This window comes from Peptoniphilus indolicus ATCC 29427 (genome assembly GCF_000227315.1).
GTDB classification, from domain to species: domain Bacteria; phylum Bacillota; class Clostridia; order Tissierellales; family Peptoniphilaceae; genus Peptoniphilus; species Peptoniphilus indolicus.
Genome location: NZ_JH165079.1, coordinates 1 through 2,933 on the forward strand (window position 1 = coordinate 1; position 2,933 = coordinate 2,933).

Sequence of the window (2,933 nt, forward strand, 5' to 3'; positions counted from 1 at the left end):
ATTTTTGAACTTATGTCTTGATTATAAAGCCATTCCAATTTGATAATTTGGTTAATAATATTATTTAATCCAATGTAAAAAAGTAACTGATTAGATTCCTTTTAAAAATACTACAAATAAAAATAGCTCAAGATTTCTCTCAAGCTATTTTCTATAGTTTTTAATCTAAAATATCATGTGTGCGAATAACACAATTATCGGAAGTGTTATTAATGTTCTTTCAAGGAATAATATGAATAAATCAAGCAAAGTTACTGGCAAATTAGTTCCAAGAATAACCGCACCTGTTTCAGACATATATATAAGTTGAGTTACAGAAACTGCTGCAACTATAAATTTTGTCATTGGGTTAGCTATTTCAGCTGCCAATATAGATGGAACAACCATGTCAGCAAATCCAACTACCATAGTTCCACTTGCTGCTTCAGCTTCAGGAACTTGAAGTAATTTAAGTATTGGTAAGAATGGTTTACCCATTATATCGAAGAATGGTGTTGCAACTGATACTACTAATGCTAAAGTACCTGCTGCCATAATAATTGGTATAACACCTAACCATAATCCTAAAACTGTTCTAGCTCCACTCTTTAAGTATTGTCCAACTCCAACATTTTCTTCAGCTTTTTTAACTGCAAGTTGAAGTCCCCATTCTGATTTTGTAAATCCTGCAGGTATTGCTTCCGGTATAGCTTTTCTAACTCCATTGTTATACTCATCTTTCTTAGATGATAGAGGATAAATCCTTGGTAAAATCAAAGCTGCTATTACACCAGAAAGTGCAACTATAAAATAAAATTGTCCAAAGTAATCTGTCATAGATACATTTTCAAGAACTACTAAGCAGAATGTTATGGATACAGCTGAGAAAGTAGTTGCGATAACAGCCGCTTCCCTTGCAGTATAATAACCATCTTCATATTGTTTGTTAGTTAGAGCAACCCCTATTGTTCCATCTCCTATCCAAGAAGCAACACAGTCTATTGCTGAACGACCTGGCAAATTAAACACCGGTCTCATAAATGTTGTTAAGAATACTCCTAAAAATTCTAACAAACCAAATTCTGTTAAGAACGGTAATATAAATCCAGCTACTAAGAAAATAGTAAATAGACCACATATAAGGTCATATAATATAAGCCCACCTGTATCTCCGCTATAAATTATTTCAGGACCAACTTCAAAAGCTGTCATAAATCCAATGCAAAGTCCCACTAATCTAGCAAAAAGCCAGAAGTTTGAAATGTCAGATATTTCTTTTAATAATTCATTATTTTCAATCCAAGCCGGTTTGGCTAATTTGTAAATAATTGCTAAAGCACATGATATAACGATACATATTAAAACTAATACATAAATAGGAACTACTGATTCTATTCCCTTGTTGATACCCTTAGATATTACAGATACCATTATTGTTGAGGCACCATCTTTTTTAAATGGCACCATTAAAAGTAGAACACCTATGATTGAAGGAATTAAGAATTTCATAATCCTTCCAGTGGTCATTTTTTCTTTTTAACATTTTCCATATAAATACCCTCCCTTTTTAGTAACTTATATTTAAATGTCTTCTCTCCATAGAGGCATGGACATACATCTTGGGCCACCTCTACCTCTTGAAAGTTCACTTGAAGGCATAATATGAAGTTTTATTCCGTATTCTTCTAAAAGCTTATTAGTAACCTTATTTCTTGAATATACTACAACTTCTCCTGGAGCGATTGCCAAAGTATTAGCTCCATCATTCCATTGTTCTCTAGCTCCCGCTATTGGATCATCTCCACCACAACGAATTAAAGTTACACTTTCAAGACCTAAAGCTTCTGCCAAGACTTTATCAAGCTCTTTATTCTCTTTTTCTATATTGATTCTGCCATCTTCTCCTTTAGTTAAAGAATATACAGATAGTGGTCCTTCAATTTCAGGATGTATAGTAAACTTATCGTAATCAACCATTGTAAATACAGTATCAAGATGCATAAAAGCTCTCTTGTTTGGAATGTAAAGAGCTAAAATCTTTTTGAAAGATTCATTCTTTTCAAAAATTCTTTCAGCTAATTTTTCTATAGAAGCTGCATCTGTTCTTTCGGAAATCCCCACTGCCAAAACTTCTTTTGATAAAACTAATTCATCTCCGCCTTCAATAGCAGTTGAATCCGTTCTATCATACCACAATTCCAAATCAGCATCTTTAAATCTTGGGTGATATTTTAAAATATATTTTGCAAATATCGTTTCCCGTTGTCTAGTTAAGTTTCTCATCTTATTTAAAGAAACTCCATATCCTATATTTGCCGCTGGGTCCCTTGTGAAATATAAGTTAGGCATTGAGTCAACTATAAATGGATATTCAGAGTCAACCATATCAGTTAAGCCCAATTTCTTAAAATCAGGTAGTTCGTCCTTTTTTATACCTTCCATCATCTTAAGAACCATTTCAAAGTTACTTTCAAAACTCATCAACAAGTCTTTTACAAGCTTCTTCTTAGTCTTGCCTTCGATGTTAGCTTCAGAAATAAATTCATCCACAAATTCATTCTTGATTTCTTCTGAAGTAATAGCTTCCGCTACTAATTCTTCCAAATAAAGAACTTCTACTCCATTCTCTCTTAAAATATTTGCAAAAGCATCATGTTCTTGCACTGCTACTTCTAAAAATGGAATATCATCAAATAAAAGTCTGTCTAATAAATCTGGAGTTAAATTTTCGATTTCTTTTCCAGGTCTATGTAGCAGTACAGTTTTTAATTTTCCAATTTCACTGTAAACGTGTATCGCTTTCTCTCTACTCACCTTCTAAGTCTCCTTAAAAAATATATATTTAGATTTAAAGTAAATCTATAAACTACTAATTTTTAACAAGCTATTTAACTTGTCTTGGATAAATAATTTCAAAATATAAATTCGATTCCATTTGATATTAACATTATTTT

The 2,933-nt window shown here is 32.1% G+C and carries 2 protein-coding genes; both read right to left on the reverse strand.

Going from position 1 to position 2,933, the window contains the following annotated elements:
* Positions 1-165 precede the first annotated feature (165 nt).
* Complete coding sequence (locus HMPREF9129_RS09835; RefSeq protein WP_257009280.1) at positions 166-1,488, reverse strand: YjiH family protein; 1,323 nt, start codon at positions 1,486-1,488, stop codon at positions 166-168.
* A gap of 72 nt (positions 1,489-1,560) precedes the next feature.
* The gene (gene arcA, locus HMPREF9129_RS09840; RefSeq protein WP_004823213.1) at positions 1,561-2,793 is read right to left on the reverse strand and encodes an arginine deiminase; all 1,233 of its coding nucleotides are present in this window, start codon (positions 2,791-2,793) and stop codon (positions 1,561-1,563) included.
* Positions 2,794-2,933: the final 140 nt, after the last annotated feature.

Coding starts and splice junctions, on each gene's coding strand:
- HMPREF9129_RS09835 (WP_257009280.1), bottom strand. CDS start 1,488: ATGAAATTCTTAATTCCTTCAATCATAGGTGTTCTACTTTTAATGGTG.